The organism is Sinanaerobacter sp. ZZT-01, from assembly GCF_035621135.1.
Lineage (GTDB): Bacteria > Bacillota > Clostridia > Peptostreptococcales > Anaerovoracaceae > IOR16.
The window spans coordinates 1138997-1156663 of record NZ_CP141728.1 but is presented as its reverse complement, the minus strand read 5'-3'; the positions used below and the strand labels follow the sequence as shown (position 1 = coordinate 1156663).

Genomic DNA, 17667 nt, shown 5'->3' with positions numbered 1-17667 from the left:
GTTAGACAGTTTATTATGCAATCTTTAGGGACTGAATCCTGTACTGTACAGGACTTAGTCCTTTTAATTTACTTTTAATCCGTCTGTTATTGTAATAGTATATGTAACTTTCAAGCTCTAAAATAAAATGTTCTGTGCTTTCAAATTTATGTTTGTAAAACATTTCTGTCTTTAATATGCCAAAGAAATTCTCCATGACTGAATTATCCAGACAATTTCCTTTTCTGGACATACTTTGCTTAATGCCTTTTTCTTTTAATCTAAATTGATATTTTTTCATCTGATATTGCCAACCTTGGTCAGAATGCAGAAGAAGGTCTATATTATTAGGTATTTTTTTAAACGCTTTATCTAGCATATCCATTGTTTGACTAAAATTAGGGCTTCTAGATATGTTGTAACTAATGATTTCACCATTGTATAAATCTAGAATTGGTGATAAATATACTTTCTCTCCATGTAACGAAAATTCTGTTACATCTGTTACCCACTTTTGATTTGGCTTATTAGCTTTAAAGTTTCGCTGTAGAAGGTTTGGTGCTACTTCTCCAACTTCACCTTTGTAGGAGCGATATTTTACTTTTCTTATTTTACATTTAATACCATTTCTATTCATTAGTTTTAAAACTGTTTTATGATTAATGTTATACCCTTGATTTTTCATCTCAAGTGTAATTCGTCGGTAACCGTATCTTCCTTTATTATCATGAAAAATTCGCTTAATACATTCTTCTACCTCAGCATATTTGTTCTGTTGTTTCATACGCTTTAGATAATAGTAAAATGTACTCCTTGGCATTTTTGCGAATGTCAACAAATCCGTCAATTTGTGTATCCGCCTTAATTCATCAATGACGGTAGCTATTTCCCATTCTCTCGGGCAATTCTTTCCTGAACTAAGGCATTTAATTTTTTTAGGTAATCATTCTCCATACGTAAACGCTGAACTTCTGCAATAAGATCTTCTTTTGTCTGCTCATTCATCTGTTTTGGTTTTGCTTGTTTTTTAGTATCCATGTTTTTACAACGACCTCTACGCTCTTGGCTAAGAGCAGCAGGTCCCTCCTCGTAATATATACGTTCCCATTTGCTAACAGTAGGATGTTGCGGGATGTTGAACTTTCTAGCTGTTTGTCTTATTGAAAGACCGTTTTCATGCATATATTCTATAACCTTAACCTTAAAATTTCCATCATAATATTGGGCTTTTGAAACAATTCCTTCAATTCCTAAGGCTTCATAATAGCTAACCCACCTTTTAATGACAGATACATCTGTATTATATAGTAGTGCTACTTCTTTCTTTGACAGATGTTGCTCAATAACCATGGTTACTGCTTTCATGCGATCCTCATCAGAGAACTTCCTTCTTCTAGACATAAATAATGCACCTCCAAAAATTAGATTTTAATGTCTAACATTTGGGGTGCACTTCAGGCTAGGCGGTTTTTTATTTTCTTAAAAAAGTTTTTGCAATTTTCAAATAATATATTGCATTAAATGATAAATTAATTTATATTATTAAACAAGAGTTCATAATAAAGAGACGTTGTTCCTATATTATGAACAATGGCAGCTGTAGTATTTATCAATAAAAGGGAGGAATGAAAAATGGAAATGGAATCGAGTTTTGGTATAATTTCATTATTACCACCTGCAATCGTTATAATTTTAGCACTTAAGACTAAGAAAACACTTCTTCCGCTAATGATTGGCACATTTATCGGTGTAACTATCATTTGCGGTTGGAATCCTTTTGAAGCAATTCCCGTGTTAATTCGTGACTTTATTGCCACGCCTTTAACCAGCAAAGGGAACATCAATACTTTGCTGATCATGTGCGGCGCCGGCGGATTTATTAGAATGTTAAAGGTTACTGGTGCAGGGCAAGCTTTTGCAAAAGTAGCTACCCGCGGTATTAAAACAAAAAAAGGCGCACAGCTGGCTACTTGTGCAGCGGCAATTGGTTTTATTTATACAGAACCGGGATTTGTGCTCGGCGTAGTTATGAGACCAATAACTGAAGCACTGAAGGTTGCTAGAGTAAAACTTGCTTATATCATAGATTCTTTAGGCTGTAATGTGGCTTCAATGTCTCCAATTTGCAGCTATGGACCTTATATTGTTGGCTTAATTACTGCACAACTAGTAGAGTTAGGGTTGGAAGATAGCGTTGACCCATGGGGAATCTATATCAAGTATCTGCCTTATAATTTTTATGGCATTTTAGCAATTATTACGGTTGTGTTTGTTATTGCTATGAACAAACCGATTGGTGGAATGTATTTGGCGGAACTTCGTGCAGATAAAACTGGGCAGATCATTGCACCAACTGATAATCCAATTTATAAAGATGCAGAGGACGAAAATTTTTGTGATAACGAAGATCTTAAATTGAGTAATTTTTTAATTCCAATGGGAACCTTATTTGTAACATTGTTTGGAGTAATTTTCTACACAGGTGATATAGTGAGCAATGGATTAACCGGAGCCTTTTTAAATGCAAGCATTTCTTTAGCGATTATGACGGCAATGTATATGGGGGCTTTGGCAGGGATTGTAGTTGGCGTTAAGGAAAAAATGTTCACTTTTAATCAAGGTGTAGACAAATGGATTTCTGGCGTAGTACAAATAATGGAAGTAAACATGGTAGTTATATTTGCATGGGCCCTATCTGGTGTGGCAAATGCTATGGGCTTAAAATTCTTTATTGCAGGATTAGTAGAAAGTACAGGATTCTCTGCGCAATTGATTCCGGCAGTTGTATTTGTCGCCGGTGCGGTCATTTCTTTTGCGACAGGAAGCTCATGGGGAACTTGGGCTTTGCTGTTACCAATCGCAGTACCAGTCTGTTATCAGTTTGGAATTGGAATTGAAATCGCAGTTGCAGCGACTGTTGGCGGAGGTCTTTTTGGAGATCATTGTTCCCCAATTTCAGATACAACAATCAAATGTTCTATGGCTACGGCTAGTGACCACTTACAGCATGTAGGAACACAATTCCCGTTTGCACTTATCGTAGGCTGTAGCTCTTGCATCGGCTTCTTGGTCAGTGCATTTACACAAAATTTAATTCTCTCTTTCGGAGTTGGAATTGTCTGTTGCTTAGGAGCAGTAACAATAATGAACAAAGTTGCAGCTAAAAAATATGCGAATTACGATTTTTCTAATGAATTAGCAGAACTTGCTGCAAAGGAAGTGAAGATAGGATAATTTTTAATATTAGATAGAGTATTGTTTCTTAATAAATCGATCGAGAGAAACAGATCGTTCATAAGATAAGTAAAAAAATAGTAAGAGAAACGGCGTTTGGTTTTATCGAACGCCGTTAAGCTCATGAATCATTTAATTTTCATTAAGGAGGTTAGCATATGAAGAAAATAGATTTAATGATACTTGCAGAACATATGTACACCATGGAGGGGGAAGGTGTTGGTTATCTTGCAAACAGCGGAGTTGCGATTAACGGTGGGAAAATTATTGCAGTTGCTCCTTCCGAACAGTTAAAAAAAGAATATGAAGCGGAAAAGCTGATAACGGTGGGAGATAAAGTTTTGATGCCGGGTTTTATTGATGGGCATTTACATTCCGGGCATGGAGTATTACGTGGTGTGGCACAGGATATTAATAATTGGATGATGCATGGTATGGCTCCATTTGAAGCACAAAGAAGCTATGAAGCAAAAAATGGCGGAAGCCGTTTAGCAATTGCAGAGGCGATCATGAATGGAACTACTACCATTGGAGATGATGGAACCGAGATGGAAGGAGCTTGTCAATTTATTAAAGATTGTGGAGTAAGAGGAAACATTAGCATAAGAATCCGTGAGGCTTTACAACGTGTATATAAACCAGGGGAATTGTATGAATATGATGAAAATTACGGACAGAAAACGTTATGCGAATGCCTGAATCTCTTTGATCAATTTAATGATGTCGACAATGGAAGGATAAAAATTCGGTTTGGTCCGCAAGGTCCTGATTTTGTCAGTGAGGCCACATTAATGAAAGTTAAGAAAATGGCAAAGGAACGAAAGTCAAAGATTCATATGCACTTATCACAAGGTTCAAGAGAAACAAAACAGATGATGATGCGCTATGGAAAGAAAGGAATTCCATGGTTAGCGGAAAAAGATTATTTCGATTGTGATTTCATAGGAATTCATTTAACAGATGCCACGCCGGAGGAGGTCAAACTATTTTCAAAGACTGGTGCTAAAATGATTTTATGCTCATCTTCCATAGCTATCATTGATGGGGTTGTCCCGCCGGCTAAGCAATTCCAGGATGCAGGAGGGATTTGCGGACTTGGAAGTGATCAAGCATCAGGAAATAACTGCCACAACATGATCAATGAAATGAAAATGACGGCGATATTAAATAAAGTCCATTATGAAAATCCGGAAGTGATGCCGGCATGGAAGGTAGTTCGAATGGCAACAATTGAAAATGCTCAGGCATTGGGGATCGATCATATAACCGGATCTATTAAAGAGGGAAAGGATGCTGATTTAATATTAGTTGATTTAAAACAGGCATCTTTAACACCATTATATACAAAACCAATCAGGAATTTCATTCCTAATCTAGTTTACAGTGCAAGGGGGAATGAAGTAGATACCATTATTGTGAAGGGTCGGATTCTAGTCGAAAATAAAACAGCAATAACATTTAACATGGAAGATATATTGAGGGAGGCGCAAGCATTTGCAGATGAAATCGGAGAACGGGCGACCCCTCAATTTATAGATATAAATGGGAAAAATGTACAATATATGAAGGAGCAAAAGCTTTAATAATGGAGGGGAACATGGAGCAGTTAGATTTAATCATTAAAAATGGGGATGTATTTTTAGATGGACGGACAATAAATGCAGACCTCCATATAAAGGATGGTAAAATTATATCTATCGTAATGCCAAATACAAGTGAGAGCTTTTCTAAAAAAGTAATAAATGCGCAGGGAAAATTAGTCTTACCAGGAACGGTTGATCCACATGTTCATGTAAGAGCACCGGGATACGAAGAAAGAGAAGATTTTTTATCCGGTACCATGGCTGCGGCGAACGGTGGAGTAACAACAATGATTGAGCACCCAATTGCAAACCCTCCGCAATATTGCTTAGAAATTTTGGAGCGTCGTATCGCAGCAGCAAAAGAATCTGCGATTGTCGATTTTGCTTTTTATGGAGCTGCGGGGTCAGAATTTCCGGATAAGATCATGGAATTAGCTGCATCAGGAAAGATTGTTGCCTTTAAAACGTTTCTTCATGAGGCGCCAATGAATCGAGAAAGTGAATTCCTCGGATTGGTCATGAAAGATGCAGGAGAACAATATGAGGGCATGAAACAAATTTATAAGAGTGGGAAAATCTGCGCAGTTCATGCTGAAAATAATGCGATGATTCATGTAGGTATTAAGAAGATGATTGAAGCGGGGAGGATACAGGGAAAAGCACATGCGGACTCAAGACCGCCCATTACAGAATATGAGACGGTCTCGAAGCTTCTATTGTTTGCAGAAAGTACAGGAGCACGTATTGAATTTTGTCATGTCAGCACACCAGAAGCTATGGAGATGATTAAGCAGGGAAAAGCGAAAGGCTTGGATGTTTATGCAGAAACCTGCCCACATTATTTGTTAATGGATGACTCCTTCCTAGAGTCTTACGGTCCTTACGCAAAATGTAATCCACCACTTAGAGATAAAATGCGGGTTGAAAGAATGTGGGGATATGTGAATGATGGAACCGTTGATTTTATTGGAAGTGATCACGCTCCGTATACATATGAAGAAAAGAAAAAAGGGGAAAAAAATATTTTTCAATGCCCGGCAGGGATTCCTTGTATCGAGATGAGATTACCCTTAATGCTGAATGCAGTCAGCCAAGGAAAACTGTCTTTGGCGAAAATGGTAGAATTGCTCTGTACAAATCCAGCAAAGACATTCGGATTGAGTCATCGTAAAGGAAGTATCCAAGTGGGAGCAGATGCAGATATTATTCTTGTAGATCCAAAGGAACCATACACGGTGAAAACTTCTGATATGTATACCAAGTGCAGAGATTCCGCAAAAATATTTGATGGAATGAAATTAACTGGACGATTAAAAGCTAGTATTGTAAGAGGACGTATCGTAATGGAAAATGGGAACGTAAGTGAGGAAAATAAGGGTTATGGCAATTTAATTTGTCCATTATAAAAATCGATAGGGGGGCATATAAGATGAAAATTTGCATTATTAATCCGAATAGCAGCATTGATATGACAAGAGTAATTGAAGAGAATGCAAGAAAGTATGCAGATGGTGAATTTGAGATTGAATGCATTGCAAATAGCGGTGCACCGGAGTTTATCGGAAGCTATGAAGATATGCTGGAAGCAGAAGTGAAAATGATAAAAATAGTAAAAGAAAAGCAGGATGAATATGATGCATTTATCATTGCCTGTCATAGTGATCCGGGACTAGATGTATTAAAGGAAATTAGTAAGAAGCCGATTGTAGGTATTTGTGAAGCTTCTCTAAAGCTTGCAACAATGCTGGGGCACAGCTTTTCAGTAATATCTACGGGGGAACGACCTATTCCAAATAAAGAAGCTCTTTGCAGAAAATATGGAGTAACTTCATACTTGGCATCGGTTGTAGGGCCAAGAGAATTTAAGACTGACTGGCATAATATAGATAGCTTTATTGAAACGGGGCGTCGCGCTGTTGTAGAAGACAAAGCAGAGGTATTGGTGCTTGGATGTGCCGGAATGGGGCATATTACAAAACAAATGGAGGAAAAACTGGGAGTTCCGGTTTTGGATGGTGTGGTTTGTGCGTTAATTGTTGCAACCGGTTTGGTAAAGGCAGGCCTTTCTACAAGTAAAGTCAGAAGATATTGCAGGAGGGAAGGAGGTGTATTTTTGTGAGAACAATGAGAGAAGACATACAGGCCTTAGAAGAAATATTTAGCCGATTCTATGAAGTGGGGATGACAAATCTTGGCGGAGTAACGAGGCTTGGATATTCTGAGGAAGAAGATTGTATGCATGATATCTTTATAGATATTGCAAAAGAAGAAGAATTTAAAGTATATACTGATGAAGTAGGAAATACTTACGCTGCGGTAGAAATGTCAAATCGGGAATATTATTTAATTGGATCTCATTTAGATTCTGTAATAAACGGTGGGCGCTATGATGGTGTAGCAGGTATCATTGCAGGAATTTTGATAATGAAGTGGGCAAAAGAAGATAATTTGGGATTACCGATTCGCACGGTGGCGTTTCGCTGTGAGGAATCGAGTAATTTTGGCAGATGTACGATTGGAAGCAGCTTGATTACAAAACGGATTGGACGAAATGAGGTAGAGGGGCTACATTCAAAGGATGAAATTGCTTTTGGCGAAATCTTTAAAAAAAGAGGTCTTTCTATGGACCCGCCCCAGATTAGTAACGTAAAACAATATTTAGAGCTGCATATTGAACAGGGCAAAGTTTTGGAAGAGCACGGGATGAAGGTAGGAATTGTTACTGACATTGCAGGCCCAAGAAGATTTCATGTACACATTCATGGAAAAGCAGAACATTCGGGTGCAACTCCAATGAATATGAGAAGTGATGCACTTTGTGCAGCGGCAGAGTTTATTTTGGAGGTGGAACGTATTGGAAAAGATGAAAGCCATCGAAAATCCGTTGCGACAGTAGGTGTAGTAAATGCATTGCCAAATGTTTTAAATGTAACACCCGGAGAGGTTATGCTGGGCATTGATTTGCGAGGGATTGTAATTGACTCATTAGATACGATGGAAAAAAGAATGCGTGAAGCAGTAAAGTATATTTCAACAAAGAGAAACATTGCATTTTTTGTTGAACAAATCAGTGCGGCAGATCCGATTAAATTAGATATGAGTATGCAAAAACGATTGGTAGAATGTGCGGAACATTTAAGGATTCCATATAAATTTATGCCGAGCGGAGCAGGTCACGATGCAATGACATTTGCTGAGATTACCAAAACAGCAATGGTATTTATTCCGTGCTGTAAGGGAATCAGCCATAACAAAAGCGAATTTACCTCATTGGAAAGTATTTATGATGGAGCAAGGGTCATATATGAATATTTGAAGGGAGAAAGGGATCGATATGATTTTAGTGAAAAATGGAAGGATCATTGATCCTGAAACAAAAAGGGATGAAGTCATAGATATTATAATAAAAGATGGAAAGATTTATCGGATTGGAAAATATCAAATTACCGATGAATATGAACGGGTCATTGATGCTTTGGGCTATGTAGTGGCACCAGGACTGATTGATGTGCACTCTCATTTTAGAGACCCGGGGTTTACATACAAGGAAGACATTGAATCTGGTTGCAAGGCAGCAGCAAAAGGGGGTTATACAACAGTTATTTGTATGGCAAATACCAATCCGGTTGTGGATAATAAAGAAACACTCTCTTATATAAAAGAAAAGGCAGAGAAAGCAAAGATCCGTGTTCTCCAAACTGCGAGTATTACAAAGAATATGTGCGGAGAAGAGTTGACGGATATGGAGAAACTTTTGGAAGCAGGCGCAGTAGGATTTACAGATGATGGATATGCTTTAAAAGATACGAAAACTGTACTGGGAGCAATGCAAGAAGCGAAAAGATTAGATACAGTATTGAGTTTTCATGAAGAGGACCCAAGCTTAATTGATAAAGCAGGTGTGAATAAAGGAAAAGTCAGCGAAGAATTAGGCATACCGGGGGCAAGTCATTGTGCAGAGGATGTGATGGTAGCCAGAGACTGTATGCTTGCCTTGGAGACAGGAGCTAAGGTCAATATCCAGCATGTTAGTTCTGGAAATTCTGTAGAGTTGATTCGTTTGGCTAAGAAATTAGGAGCGAATATATGGGCCGAGGTGAGCCCCCATCATTTTTCTTTAACGGAAGAAGCAGTGAAGAGAATAGGAGCAAATGCGAAGATGAACCCTCCCCTTAGAACAGAAGATGATAGATTTAAGCTAATTGAAGGTTTAAAAGACGATACGTTGGAATTGATCGCTACAGACCATGCTCCACATTCTGCACAGGAGAAAGAAAAGGGATTATTGGAAGCACCGAGTGGGATTATTGGACTTGAAACAGCATTGGCACTGGGAAATACCTATCTAGTACGTAAAGGACATTTGACAATGATGAAGCTTTTAGGAAAGATGACTTATAAACCAGCACGGCTTTATGCCCTAAATGCAGGCATCATTAAAGATGGCGGAGATGCAGACTTAGTGATTTTCGATCCGTCCGAAGCTTGGATTGTAAAATCTGACTTTGCTTCTAAATCAAATAATTCCCCGTTTATAGGGGAAAAACTTTATGGAAAAATTAAATTTACTATTTGTAATGGCGCCATTGTATACGAAGAAAATTAAATAAATACAAAACTGATTAAAAGGCTGCCGATGAAGTAACCGCTGAAAGTTAGACTAAAAAATTTAACTTTCAGGATGGCGATTCAGAGGCGGCAGTCCTTTTTATAATAGGATTTTTAATGCCAGAGTTCAACACCCATGTAACAGATTGATTCAATTTCCCTTAAATCGATGATATTTGAAAAGGTCTGATCCTTAGTGAAAGAGAAGCCGTCTGTATTGGTACCGGATGAATTGTGATTAACTTTTGTTCCATCCTTTAGGGTTATTTCAATATCTCCCGTTGAATCTCCGGCATGCTGTGCGGTATCGTACAGTGAAACACCGCGTCCTTTTGCTGTAATAGTAATAGAAATCGGCGAAATCCTTAATGAAGTAATGAACACACTTTTATCGGTACCCGAAAAGGAGATTCGTTTCATAGGATGCGTGGTAATCGAAGCATCCTTATAGTCCAAAGGAATCTCAAGATTCCATTGACCGGTTATCAGGGTTTCTTCAAACGGTTCGCTGCTATGATAAATACAGATATCTTCAAGCCGAATTTCCAATTTTTTATTTAGTAGGCTTTTGCTGGAGTTTAAACATAAAAGGAATGTTCTAATATTATCGTCCGGATCTTCGTCTTCCATCTGTTCTATAAAATAACCCATGCCATGACCTCCCGGAAAACTGAAAGGAAATAATGGCGTCGAATTCTCTACTGTAATGTTATTAGAAGAAAAATTATAATATGGAAGATTAAAAACACTCTCGTCTTCAGCAACTAGATCAAATAGGACGTAGACTATATTTTTATCTCCAATTGCTTGTCTTGCTCTTACCGTATAACCATTATTGCTGCTCTCTTGTCCCAGTAGTATTGCAGAATTTTGAAGCGCATCGATTTGTTCTTGGTAGGATGGTTTAAGGTACGTAAGAAAAACAGGATCGATAATCGTGGTAACGGCAGCAAAAGATATAGTTGCCATTGCAAGAATTGCAATTAAAATGACAGGGAAAAGCCGTCGCTTTCTTGCTTTTTGATTCCATCTTAAATTCCATCCAGTCTTTTGGCTTGGTACATTTTTTTGTATCTCCTGCTGAATCGGTTCTTTTGCTTCTTCAGTCGTGTCAAAAATGGAAAGATTAGATTTTGTTAACACTTTTTTGAGCAAGGCTGCTCGTTCGCTCTCCGTAAAAGGAGGGATTTCTAAAGAATCTCGTTCCTTATCTTTCATTTCATCCAGCTTATTTGGATCAGGTGTCCAATTATCTATCAAATCAGTTAGTTTATTCATATAATAAATCCCCTCTCGATTAATTGCTGTTTTAAACTCATTTTTCCCCTATACAGCTTGTTTTCTACCATCTTCTCCGGCAGATGCAATTCGCCGGCAATTGTCTTTATCCGTTCTTCTAAAAAATAGCGGCGTATGAAAATTTCTTGATCGGGTGACGGCATGTTTTCAATTACATCATGCAAAATTAGGAGATTTGTTTTCTTTGCAAGCTCACCCGTGAAATCCACGTCCAAAGAAAGGTCATCTTCTTCTAGGGGTACGAGAAGTATGCTTTTTTTCTGCTTTTGATAGTCCAAAGCGGTGTGTCGTGCAATACCGTAAAGATAGCTTTTTAATGGAACATTAGATGTACTGTCAAAACGCTCTAAGCTTTGCCAGAACCGAACGAAAATATCTGAAACACATTCTTCAATATCCTCTGAGTTGTTAAGACCTAATATTTTACATGCAATCCAACGAACTGAATCTCCATATAAATCAATCGCTTTTGCAAGTCCTTTTGAAGGAGAATTTTGGAGCAGTATCAATAATTGTTGATCATTCATAGTAACCTCGTTATAACTAAGTTTTTTATTTACAATTTTTTTCGGACAGTTAAGTCGTTGTGAAGAGTTCTTCAATAATACATTCGATCTAAAAAGTATTTTCACTCAAACTATTTTTAGAAATAGTTGACTTTATTATAAATGTTATTCTATCCAAATAGTAAAATAAAAAGAGTATTTTATGGATAATCAGAATTTAACGGATGCTTTTCGGTCACAATAAAAGAAAACGAAAGAGGTATTTTTAAATGGCAGTATCACATAAAGGTGCAATTAGCTTTGGGTTGGTTCATATACCCGTGGCATTATATACCGCAACTCAGGATAATGATATTCATTTTAATCAGCTTTGCAGAGAAGATAACAGCCGGGTTCGATATAAAAAGATATGTTCCGATTGTGGAAAAGAAGTTTCCTCAGGAGATATTATAAAAGGTTTTGAATACGATAAGGATCAGTATGTGATCGTATCGGATGAAGATTTTGAAAAAATCAAGACAGAGAAGGATAAAACGGTTCAAATCTTACATTTTGCTGACTTAGACAACATTCAGCCTATTTTTTATGATAAAACGTATCACGCAGTTCCTGAAACAGGTGGAGAAAAGGCATTTGAGCTGCTTCGTGCTGCTATGAAACAAGAAAACAAAGTAGCAATTGCAAAGACCGTGATGGGTAACAGCGAAACTTTATTGTGTATTATACCAAGTGAGGAAGGAATCTTGGTTGAAAAGATGTTTTATTCTGATGAAATAAAAGAAATTCCGAAGTCTTATGCAAAACCAGATTTGAATGAGAGTGAATTAACAATGGCGAAAACTTTAATCTCTTCTATGGTAAAGCCTTTCGAACCAGAATTATATAAAGATGAATACCAAGAACGATTGAGAAAATTGATTGAAGACAAGATATCCGGAAAAGAAATAATCGCAGCAAAAGAAGATGAAAGAGGAAATGTAATCGATCTTATGGAGGCACTGCAAAGGAGCATTGAGCAAAATACTCCCACTCCGGCGAAGAAAAAAAGAACTTCAAAAAAACCAAGAGCAAAAGAGGCCTAAATGGATATTTTTAAAAGTAAGATCGTGAAACCGATGTTAATTGGAATGGAAGGGGAGCCGTTTGATAATAAAAGTTATATTTTTGAATTAAAATTAGATGGTGAGAGGTGCATTGCTTATTTAGATGAAAATGGGACAGAGCTAAGGAATAAAAGAAATATGAAAATGCTTCGAAAAGTTCCGGAATTATCTCAAATTCATAAACAAGTAAAATGTCGATGTATTTTAGATGGTGAGTTGATTATTATTAAAGATGGCGTTCCTGATTTTTCTGAAATTAAAAAAAGAAGCTTAATGTCGAATACATTTAAAATTGAGATGGAATCCAAGAAGCTTCCCGCCACCTTTACCGCTTATGATATTATATATTATAAGGACAAGCAAGTTACGAATATGCCTTTAATGGATCGTAAATTGCTATTAGGCAAAATAGCTAAAGAAAGTGAACGATTGGCAATCTCTCGTTATATTGAAGAAAAAGGGATTGCGTTATTTGACCTTGCAAAGCAAAAAGAATTAGAGGGTATTGTTGCAAAGCTTAAGGATAGCAAATACTATTTAGATAAGAGAACGAAGGATTGGATCAAAATAAAATATCTTAAAGATGATGATTTCGTAATCTGCGGATATATTGAAAAAAGCGACTATATTGTAAGTCTTATCCTAGGTCAATATAGTAAGGAAGAATTAATTGATAAGGGGCATGTGACCTTGGGAGTATCAAAAGAAAGTTTTTCAAAGATAGCATCTCATAAAAAAACTTCCAATCCACCTTTTACAGAGCAGGCAGCTCAAAGTAGAAATAAAAATGCAGTATGGCTTTCTCCTGATCTGGTATGTACGGTAAAATATATGGAGAAAACATCAAGTGGATCTCTTCGCCAACCGGTATTTAAGGGGCTTCGCGAAGATAAACAGGCAAAAGAATGCATCTCATGCATGTAATTGCAATGCTTTGTCTATGATATGAAATTAGAAGCAGGCAGCTGAAAAGACTGCCTGCTTCTATCTTTATTTTGCTTTTTACTTTTATTATCGTCCTATTTTATCAAGCAAAGATAATAATTCTTCAATTTTAATATCTTTTTCTGCTTCATTATCGCTTTCCAATGCACTTTTTACACAGCATTTTATATGACTGCGAAGAATTTCTTTGTTTGCTTTTTGTAAAATGGCTTGTGTTGCAAGGATTTGATTCGAAACATCCACGCAATAGCGGTCTTCTTCTACCATTTTTAAAATTCCTTCAAGCTGGCCTTTTGCAGTTTTCAGCAAGCGGTTGATTGTGCTTGTAGATGCTTTCATAACGATTTCCTGCTATTCTTCTTCAATGGAAGTTACGTGATAGCCTGCATCCTCCACTGCTTTTTTCAAAGTACTGTTATCTACTTCCTTAGATAGCGCAATTGTTGCGGATTGCTGTGCGAGATTTACTTTTGCCTCTACGCCGTCGATTGCGTTGAGCACGTCCGTTACACGACCGCTGCAATGGCTGCAAGACATACCTTCAATGTTCATTTTTAATGTTTTCATCTTTTTTTCTTCTCCTTTTTGTTCATTAGAAATAATTGGTTCTATAATTGGCGATGCTGCGGACTGCGGTAAGGCTGTTGAAATGCCAGTGTGGTCTGCTTTAAATAATTTTAAACGTAAGGCATTGCTTACGACGCAGACACTGCTCAAGCTCATTGCAAAAGCTGCAAACATCGGGTTTAACTTCAATTCATAAAGGCCGTAGAGCAGGCCTGCGGCTAATGGAATGCCGACACTGTTGTAAAAGAATGCCCAAAATAAATTTTGTTTGATGTTTCTGATGACTGCTTTACTTAGTTTAATCGCAGTTACCGCATCGAGCAAATCATTTTTCATCAGGACTATATCTGCACTTTCGATTGCGACATCAGTGCCAGCACCTATTGCAATACCGACATCTGCTCTGGCAAGAGCGGGAGCGTCGTTGATGCCGTCACCAACCATTGCGACCTTATGGCCTTTTTTCTGTAACGCTACAATTTCTTTTTCTTTATCTTGAGGGAGCACTTCCGCAATTACAGTTGATATTTCTAACTGATTTTGAATGGCAGAAGCAGTTTTTTTATTGTCTCCGGTTAGCATGATAACATGGATGCCAAGATCCTTTAGAGCAGAAATCGCACGTTTACTTGTCGGTTTTACAACGTCAGCTACGGCGATAATGCCAAGCAGTTCTTTTTCCGATGCAAATAGAAGCGGTGTTTTTCCTTCTTGTGCAAGCTGGTCGATTTTCGCTTCATAAGAAGCAAGTGAAATATTATTTTCTTTTAATAATGCAGCATTCCCTGCGAGGTAGAGTGAACCATTAATTGATCCTTTTACGCCACGACCGAAAATAGCAGTAAAATTACTGACAGCAGATGGCATAATTTGTTTTTGTTTGGCGGCATTTAAAATAGCTTCAGCAAGTGGGTGTTCACTTTGTTTTTCTAAGGTTGCGGCAAGCTGAAGTAAATTCTGTTCTGTAAATTCTTTTTCTTGACTGACAGTAAGAATGTCCGTAACCTGAGGTTTACCCTCTGTAATTGTCCCGGTTTTATCTAAGACAACCGTTTTGATATTGTGTGCGGTTTCTAATGCTTCTCCTGATTTAATTAAAATACCATTTTGTGCACCTTTTCCGGTACCTACCATGATTGCAACCGGAGTGGCAAGCCCAAGCGCACAAGGGCAGGAGATTACGAGGACAGCAATGCCAATGGAAAGTGCAAATTCAAAAGTGGCACCAAGCAGTAGCCATATGATTGTAGAAGCAACTGCAATGGCAATGACGACCGGAACAAATATACCAGTAATTTTATCAGCCATATTTGCGATCGGGGCTTTGCTTGCACTTGCTTCTTCTACTAAAGCTATAATTTGTGCAAGTGTAGTATCGTTTCCAACCTTGGTTGCTCGGCATTTTAAGAAACCAGCTTTGTTAATTGTAGCAGCGGTGATGGAATCACCAGCTTTTTTTTCGACGGGAATACTTTCTCCGGTCAGTGCAGATTCATCTAAGCTGGATGAACCTTCAAGGATAATGCCATCCGCAGGCACGCTGGCACCTGGTTTTACTAAAAAGATATCTTCTGCAACGATCTCTTCAATCGCTATCTCTATTTCTTTACCATCCCGTTCCACGATTGCTGTTTTCGGAGCTAAATCCATAAGCTTTGTAATTGCTTCACTTGTTTTACCTTTGGAGCGGGTTTCTAAGTATTTTCCCAAAGTGATGAGAGCAAGTATGGTAGCTGCCGACTCAAAGTATAGATCCATATGGTATTGATGAGCCAACTCCAGATTTTGAATGCCGAGTCCGTAGCCGATTCGGTAGATTGCAAATAGGCCGTAGATGAGGGCGGCACTGGAACCGATTGCAATTAAACTATCCATATTTGGCGCCCCATGCAACAATGTTTTAAATCCGACTTGGTAATATTTACGGTTAATATACACAATCGGAAGGCAAAGTAAAAATTGTGTGAGAGCATAGGAAACACCATTTTCAATTCCGGTAAGGAAAGCCGGGAGCGGTGCACCCATCATATGACCCATGGAAATATAGAATAACGGAATCAAAAATATAAAAGAAACCCATACGCGTTCTTTCATTGAATGCAGCTGCTCTTCCATCATGTTTGGAGCAGAGGACGTTCGACTTGTGCCCTTACTGCTTTTTTGGTTTGTTGTTTCATGTACAGATGCACCGTATCCTGCATGTTTTACTGCATTAACAATGCTTTCTTCATTCAATTGATTTTCATTGTATTCAACCTGCATGCTGTTGGTAAGCAGATTTACATTAGCAGCAGCTACGCCATCTAGTTTATTTATACTTTTTTCTACTCTTGAAGAGCAAGCGGAACAGGTCATTCCTGTAATATCAAATTTTTGCTTCATAGATTTTTCCTCCCACAGATATAGTACCCCCCGGGGGTATGGTATAAACATAGCATCAATATTTCTGCATGTCAAGGATTAGTTTTCTCAAATTGATAAAAACCATACAGTGGACCGATTTTGTTTTTTATCAATTTGAATTAGCATCAAAAGAGGGAGCTTTATTAGAAAACAATAAAAAAAGAAAAGGATTACTTTCTTAATCCTTTTCTTTTTCTTAAAATGTCGAGGATACTATCCTTAATAGTCACAACTGCCTTAATGAGTGAAGCGACCATGAGTAATGCGACAGCGATCGATCCGGCCATAAGAATTGTTTCTGATCCTACTTTTGTCATGTTGTCAAAGTTGCTGTCAAGAAATGCAAGCATTGTATTGTACATGCCGGCGCCCGGCACCAAAGGGAGAATCCCTGGAATGATAAAAAGAGTAGTCGCATCCTTTAATACTCTGGAGCAAATATCACTGAGCAGAGCAACGGTACACGAGCCTAAAAAGCAGGCAGCAACGTTTCCGTAGCCAATAGAAAGTGCATACTGAAATGTAATCCAGCCTAGTGCACCGACGAAAGAGGCGCTAAACATATGTCTTCTGGGTACATTGAAGATGAGGCAGAAGCCAGCGGTGGCTGCCAAGGCGTAAAAAAACTGTAGAAACATTAATAAACACCTCCAATTGCACCAAAAATTTTAAGTACCAGTCCGACTCCTGCAGCAATTGCTATTGCGACTAAAATTGCTTCCATGGCTCGAGAAAGGCCGGAAACCAGGTCTCCGGTGAGAGAGTCTCTGACCGCATTTGTGATAGAAACACCGGGAAGGAAGATCATAATGGAGCCAATAATGATCAAGTGAGGGTTGTGACCAAGTCCGATTTTGGAAAAGAGCAATGCTAAAAGTGCAACGACGGCACAGGAGCAAAAATCTTTGATAAAAAGATTCAATTGCAGACGTTCTAAAAAAATAGTTACAAAATAAGTGAGTATTCCAATCGCAAAGGAGGCAAGAAAATCTGAAAAGAGCCCACCCAGCATGAGTGTAAAAAATGAAGCAATCATACCTGCACCGAGAACCCGCCATAGAAAGGAAAATTGAAAAGAACGGTTGATATCTTTTAACATTTGCATCCCTTCTTCGACAGAAAACTCGTTTGTTGCGAAGTTTCTGGAGAATTGATTAATTTTTGATATTTTTTCAAGGTCAATGCTGCTGCTGTGGATACGTTTTAAAAAAGTATGCATATCACTGTGTTCAGAACCGTCGTCAACTGAAACGAAAATACCGGTTGTAGTAGCAAATACTTCTGCATAAGGTATATTGCAGGCTTTGCAAATGCGGGTTACGGTATCTTCAACACGATAGATTTCAGCTCCGCTTCGCAGCATGATTTCTCCTGCGTACAAAGCTAAAATTAATATTTTTTTTTGTATTTGATTAATCATAGGAACCTCTTGTTGTTCAT

Annotated in this window: 15 protein-coding genes; 8 read left to right on the top strand and 7 right to left on the bottom strand. The window is 38.0% G+C overall.

Features of this window, described 5'->3' with window-relative positions; genetic code table 11:
- Window positions 1-13: 13 nt before the first annotated feature.
- A protein-coding gene (locus U5921_RS16200; protein ID WP_417765010.1) for an IS3 family transposase occupies window positions 14-1380 on the bottom strand; the annotation gives its coding sequence in 2 pieces (ribosomal slippage) (window positions 14-903 and window positions 903-1380; 1368 coding nt in all).
- A 231-nt stretch (window positions 1381-1611) separates the two neighbouring features.
- Between U5921_RS16200 and U5921_RS05610 the strand changes: the two genes are divergently transcribed.
- The 6 genes from U5921_RS05610 (at window position 1612) to U5921_RS05585 (ending at window position 9402) form a co-directional block, all read left to right on the top strand.
- Entirely contained in the window at window positions 1612-3213 is a 1602-nt protein-coding gene (locus tag U5921_RS05610; protein WP_324825482.1) for a Na+/H+ antiporter NhaC family protein, read from the top strand.
- Between the two features lie 158 nt (window positions 3214-3371).
- A complete protein-coding gene (locus tag U5921_RS05605; RefSeq protein WP_324825481.1) occupies window positions 3372-4796 on the top strand; it encodes an amidohydrolase family protein in 1425 nt (474 codons plus the stop codon).
- Between the two features lie 14 nt (window positions 4797-4810).
- Window positions 4811-6202, top strand: coding sequence for an allantoinase AllB (gene allB, locus U5921_RS05600; RefSeq protein WP_324825480.1), 1392 nt, complete (start codon window positions 4811-4813; stop codon window positions 6200-6202).
- A 23-nt stretch (window positions 6203-6225) separates the two neighbouring features.
- The gene (locus U5921_RS05595) at window positions 6226-6915 is read left to right on the top strand and encodes an aspartate/glutamate racemase family protein (protein ID WP_324825479.1); all 690 of its coding nucleotides are present in this window, start codon (window positions 6226-6228) and stop codon (window positions 6913-6915) included.
- 5 nt (window positions 6916-6920) lie between these two features.
- Window positions 6921-8162 (top strand): hydantoinase/carbamoylase family amidase, encoded by a 1242-nt coding sequence (locus U5921_RS05590; protein WP_324825960.1) that lies wholly within the window; start codon window positions 6921-6923, stop codon window positions 8160-8162.
- Window positions 8131-9402, top strand: a complete 1272-nt coding sequence (locus tag U5921_RS05585; protein WP_324825478.1) for a dihydroorotase — start codon at window positions 8131-8133, stop codon at window positions 9400-9402. Before U5921_RS05590 ends, U5921_RS05585 begins: the two co-directional genes overlap by 32 nt.
- Window positions 9403-9518: 116 nt before the next feature.
- Here the strand turns inward: U5921_RS05585 and U5921_RS05580 are convergent, their stop codons facing one another.
- A complete protein-coding gene (locus tag U5921_RS05580; protein ID WP_324825477.1) occupies window positions 9519-10682 on the bottom strand; it encodes a DUF4179 domain-containing protein in 1164 nt (387 codons plus the stop codon).
- Complete coding sequence (locus tag U5921_RS05575) at window positions 10679-11230, bottom strand: RNA polymerase sigma factor (RefSeq protein WP_324825476.1); 552 nt, start codon at window positions 11228-11230, stop codon at window positions 10679-10681. The genes U5921_RS05580 and U5921_RS05575 overlap by 4 nt, the downstream gene beginning before the upstream one ends.
- Window positions 11231-11478: 248 nt before the next feature.
- Here U5921_RS05575 and U5921_RS05570 point away from each other — a divergent pair, with 248 nt between their 5' ends.
- Both U5921_RS05570 and U5921_RS05565 read left to right on the top strand, forming a co-directional pair.
- The gene (locus tag U5921_RS05570; RefSeq protein ID WP_324825475.1) at window positions 11479-12291 is read left to right on the top strand and encodes a Ku protein; all 813 of its coding nucleotides are present in this window, start codon (window positions 11479-11481) and stop codon (window positions 12289-12291) included.
- On the top strand, window positions 12292-13236 hold the full coding sequence (locus U5921_RS05565) for a DNA ligase (protein ID WP_324825474.1): 945 nt from the start codon (window positions 12292-12294) through the stop codon (window positions 13234-13236).
- 87 nt (window positions 13237-13323) lie between these two features.
- Here U5921_RS05565 and U5921_RS05560 read toward each other — a convergent pair whose 3' ends face one another.
- The 4 genes from U5921_RS05560 to U5921_RS05545 all read right to left on the bottom strand — a co-directional run bounded on the left by U5921_RS05560 (window position 13324) and on the right by U5921_RS05545 (window position 17647).
- Complete coding sequence (locus U5921_RS05560; protein WP_324825473.1) at window positions 13324-13596, bottom strand: metal-sensing transcriptional repressor; 273 nt, start codon at window positions 13594-13596, stop codon at window positions 13324-13326.
- Window positions 13597-13608: 12 nt separating this feature from the next.
- Window positions 13609-16206, bottom strand: coding sequence for a heavy metal translocating P-type ATPase (locus U5921_RS05555; protein WP_324825472.1), 2598 nt, complete (start codon window positions 16204-16206; stop codon window positions 13609-13611).
- A 191-nt stretch (window positions 16207-16397) separates the two neighbouring features.
- Window positions 16398-16865, bottom strand: coding sequence for a threonine/serine exporter family protein (locus tag U5921_RS05550; RefSeq protein ID WP_324825471.1), 468 nt, complete (start codon window positions 16863-16865; stop codon window positions 16398-16400).
- Complete coding sequence (locus U5921_RS05545; RefSeq protein ID WP_324825470.1) at window positions 16865-17647, bottom strand: threonine/serine exporter family protein; 783 nt, start codon at window positions 17645-17647, stop codon at window positions 16865-16867. The genes U5921_RS05550 and U5921_RS05545 overlap by 1 nt, the downstream gene beginning before the upstream one ends.
- Window positions 17648-17667: the final 20 nt, after the last annotated feature.

Excerpts from the sequence above, each read along its gene's own strand:
- U5921_RS05555 (WP_324825472.1), bottom strand. The coding sequence starts at position 16,206 with ATGAAGCAAAAATTTGATATTACAGGAATGACCTGTTCCGCTTGCTCT.
- U5921_RS05545 (WP_324825470.1), bottom strand. The coding sequence starts at position 17,647 with ATGATTAATCAAATACAAAAAAAAATATTAATTTTAGCTTTGTACGCA.
- U5921_RS05590 (WP_324825960.1), top strand. The coding sequence starts at position 6,921 with ATGAGAGAAGACATACAGGCCTTAGAAGAAATATTTAGCCGATTCTAT.
- U5921_RS05560 (WP_324825473.1), bottom strand. The coding sequence starts at position 13,596 with ATGAAAGCATCTACAAGCACAATCAACCGCTTGCTGAAAACTGCAAAA.
- U5921_RS05585 (WP_324825478.1), top strand. The coding sequence starts at position 8,131 with ATGATTTTAGTGAAAAATGGAAGGATCATTGATCCTGAAACAAAAAGG.
- U5921_RS05550 (WP_324825471.1), bottom strand. The coding sequence starts at position 16,865 with ATGTTTCTACAGTTTTTTTACGCCTTGGCAGCCACCGCTGGCTTCTGC.
- U5921_RS05580 (WP_324825477.1), bottom strand. The coding sequence starts at position 10,682 with ATGAATAAACTAACTGATTTGATAGATAATTGGACACCTGATCCAAAT.
- U5921_RS05570 (WP_324825475.1), top strand. The coding sequence starts at position 11,479 with ATGGCAGTATCACATAAAGGTGCAATTAGCTTTGGGTTGGTTCATATA.
- U5921_RS05565 (WP_324825474.1), top strand. The coding sequence starts at position 12,292 with ATGGATATTTTTAAAAGTAAGATCGTGAAACCGATGTTAATTGGAATG.
- U5921_RS05595 (WP_324825479.1), top strand. The coding sequence starts at position 6,226 with ATGAAAATTTGCATTATTAATCCGAATAGCAGCATTGATATGACAAGA.
- U5921_RS05575 (WP_324825476.1), bottom strand. The coding sequence starts at position 11,230 with ATGAATGATCAACAATTATTGATACTGCTCCAAAATTCTCCTTCAAAA.
- allB (WP_324825480.1), top strand. The coding sequence starts at position 4,811 with ATGGAGCAGTTAGATTTAATCATTAAAAATGGGGATGTATTTTTAGAT.
- U5921_RS05610 (WP_324825482.1), top strand. The coding sequence starts at position 1,612 with ATGGAAATGGAATCGAGTTTTGGTATAATTTCATTATTACCACCTGCA.
- U5921_RS05605 (WP_324825481.1), top strand. The coding sequence starts at position 3,372 with ATGAAGAAAATAGATTTAATGATACTTGCAGAACATATGTACACCATG.